Source organism: bacterium (assembly GCA_016873475.1).
Taxonomy (GTDB): domain Bacteria; phylum Krumholzibacteriota; class Krumholzibacteriia; order JACNKJ01; family JACNKJ01; genus VGXI01.
This window is the reverse complement of the sequence record VGXI01000320.1, coordinates 1-2,718: the sequence shown is the minus strand read 5'-3', so window position 1 is coordinate 2,718 and position 2,718 is coordinate 1. Positions and strand designations below refer to the sequence as shown.

The window sequence follows — 2,718 nt, the reverse complement described above, 5'->3', positions numbered from 1 at the left end:
CCACCTGCTCGTCGAGAAGCCCCTGGCGGAGGACCTGGCCGCGGGCGAGGCGATCGTCGCCGAGGCGGCGCGGCGGGGGCGCCAGCTGATGGTGGGCCACGTCGAGCGCTTCAACCCGGCGATGCTGGCGGCCTTGCCGCACCTGCACGGGCCGCGCTTCGTCGAGAGCCATCGCCTCGCGCCCTTCGTGGCGCGCGGGGCGGACGTCGCCGTCGTCCTCGACCTGATGATCCACGACATCGATCTGCTCGCGATGGTGATCGGCGAGGCGGTCGTCGACCTCGCCGCGAGCGGCAGCTCGGTGCTCACCGGCGGCGTCGACATCGCGAATGCGCGGCTGCGCTTCGCGGGCGGCTGCGTGGCGAACATCACGGCGAGCCGGATCAGCCGCGAACGCATGCGCAAGCTGCGCGTCTTCCAGGCCGACGGCTACCTCGCCATCGACCTCCTCGCGGGCCAGGTCGAGTTCATCCGGAAGGCCGCGGACTTCGGGCCGCGGGTGGCGGCCGCGCAGGCCGCGCCGGAGGGCCTGGCCGCGCTGCAGCTGGAGGATCTCGTCGAGCTGGTGCCGGTGCCGGTCGTCAAGGCGGAGCCGCTGCGCCTGGAGCTGGAAGCCTTCACGCGCGCGGTCGCCGCCGGGCAGCCCGTGCCCGTCAGCGGCGAGGACGGCCTGCGCGCCCTCGCCCTCGCGCTGCGCATCCTCGAGGCGGTCGAGCGTGGCGGCTGAGCCCGGGCGCCCGCGCACTCTGCTCATCACGGCCGGCGAGGCGAGCGGCGATCAGGCGGGCGCGGCGGTGGTGGCCGCGCTCCGGCGCCGGCACCCCGACTGGCGCCTGCTCGCCACGGGCGGCGAGCGCATGCAGGCCGCTGGCGCCGAGCTGCTCGTGCACTACCGTGAGCTCGCGGTCATGGGCTTCGCCGAGGTGCTGCGGCGCCTGCCCGCGCTGCGCGGCCGCCTGCGGGCGCTGGGCGATCTCCTCGGCTCCGGGGCGATCGACCTCTTCCTGCCCGTGGACTTCCCCGGCTTCAACCTGCGCCTGGCCGCCCGCGCCCGGCGCGCCGGCCTGCCCGTGCTCTACTTCATCGCGCCGCAGGTCTGGGCCTGGGGCGAGGGGCGCGTGGCGGCTCTGCGCCGCGACGTCGACCGCCTCGCGCTCATCCTGCCCTTCGAGGCGACGTGGCTGGCGGCGCGCGGCGTGCGGGGCGAGTTCGTGGGCCATCCGCTGCTGGAGAGCCCGCGGCCGCTGGCGCCCGCGGCGGCCCTGCCGCGGCTCGCGCTCCTGCCGGGCAGCCGCGCCCAGGAGGTCGAACGCCTGCTGGGCGTCATGCTGGCCGCGGCCGCCCGGCTGCAGCGCGAGCTGCCCGCGCTCAGCGTGGAGTTGCTCGAGGCGCCCGGACTGCCGGCCGCGCTCTACGAGCGCCTGCTGGCGGGGGCGCCGATCCAGCCGCGGCGCTGCCGCGAAGAGAGCGCGAGCTTTCTCGCGCGCCAGGGGGCGGCGGTGGTGGCCAGCGGCACGGCCACGCTGGAGACGGCCGTCGCCGGCCTGCCGATGGTCGTCGTCTACCGGACGGGCCTCGTCAACTACCAGCTCGCGCGGCGCCTCGTGCGCCTGGAGCGCATCGCGCTGGCGAACCTGGTCGCCGGCGAAGACCTCGTGCCCGAGCTCGTGCAGGGCAATCTCAGCGCGCCGCGCCTCGCGGGCGCCCTGGCGCCGCTCCTGCGGGACGGGCCCGAGCGCGCGGCCCAGCAGGCCGGTTTCACGCGCCTGCGCGAGCGGCTGGGCAGCCCCGGCTGCGGCGAGCGGGTGGCGGCGCTGGCGGAGGCGCTGCTCGGGGAAGGGCGGCCGTGAAGGGGCACTGGGATGCGGGCGAAGACCGGCTGGACGCGGGCGAGCGGCGCCGGCTCGAGTGGCTGGCCGCGCTGCTCGCAGCCCTCCTGCGGGGCCTGGGTGCCACCTGGCGGGTCGCCGAGGACCGCGCCGCGCTGGCGGCGGCCCGCGCCACCAGCCCTAGCGGGGCGCTGATCTACGTCTTCTGGCACAACCGGATGCTGATGCTCTCCTACACCCACCGCGGGCGGGGCATCCAGGTGCTGCGCAGCGGCAGCCGGGACGGGCAGCTCATCGCAGCCGTGAACCGCCGCCTGGGCTACGGGATGCCGGCGGGCTCGGGCAGCCGCGGCGGCGCCGCGGGGCTCAGGCGACTGCTCCAGGGCCTGCGCGCCGGCCACGACGTCGCCCTCACCGTGGACGGCCCCCGCGGTCCGCGCGGGCACCTGCACGCGGGCGCGCTCCAGCTGGCCGCGCTCTCGGGCTGTCCGGTGGTGCCGGTGGCGGTGGCAAGTCGGCGCCTGCGCGCCTTCGCGAGCTGGGACCGCACCCTGCTGCCCTGGCCCGGGCAGCGCCTCGTCCTGCGCTACGGCGAGGCCGAACTGCTGCCGCGGGAGCTGGACGGGCCGGCGCTGGAATGCGCACGCCGCGCACTGCAGGAGCGGCTGCGCCGCTTCACGGATGCCCTGGACGGCGAACTCGGCCGGCCGGTGATTCCGCCGGCCCCGGAGGCCTGATGCTTCCGCTCACGGACGCCCGCCGCTGCTGGGAACGCCCCCCCGGGCCGGCGGGGCGCCTGCTCGCGCCCCTGGGCCTGCTCTACGGGCTGGGCGCAGCCCTGAATGGGGCCTGGCAGGCGGCGCGAGCCTGGGAAGGCCGCCTCCCCGTG

At 77.3% G+C, this 2,718-nt stretch carries 3 protein-coding genes; 2 read left to right on the top strand and 1 reads right to left on the bottom strand.

The window, feature by feature from the left end; genetic code table 11:
* The coding region (locus tag FJ251_15275) for a hypothetical protein (protein ID MBM4119063.1) at positions 1-235 on the bottom strand (235 nt) is incomplete at its 3' end.
* Positions 236-329: 94 nt separating this feature from the next.
* On the opposite strand from FJ251_15275, the gene lpxB reads away from it, so the two are divergent.
* Positions 330-1,850, top strand: a complete 1,521-nt coding sequence (gene lpxB / locus FJ251_15270; protein MBM4119062.1) for a lipid-A-disaccharide synthase — start codon at positions 330-332, stop codon at positions 1,848-1,850.
* Complete coding sequence (locus FJ251_15265) at positions 1,847-2,566, top strand: DUF374 domain-containing protein (protein ID MBM4119061.1); 720 nt, start codon at positions 1,847-1,849, stop codon at positions 2,564-2,566. The genes lpxB and FJ251_15265 overlap by 4 nt, the downstream gene beginning before the upstream one ends.
* Positions 2,567-2,718 lie beyond the last annotated feature (152 nt).

Coding starts and splice junctions, on each gene's coding strand:
- lpxB (MBM4119062.1), top strand. CDS start 330: ATGCGCGGCTGCGCTTCGCGGGCGGCTGCGTGGCGAACATCACGGCGA.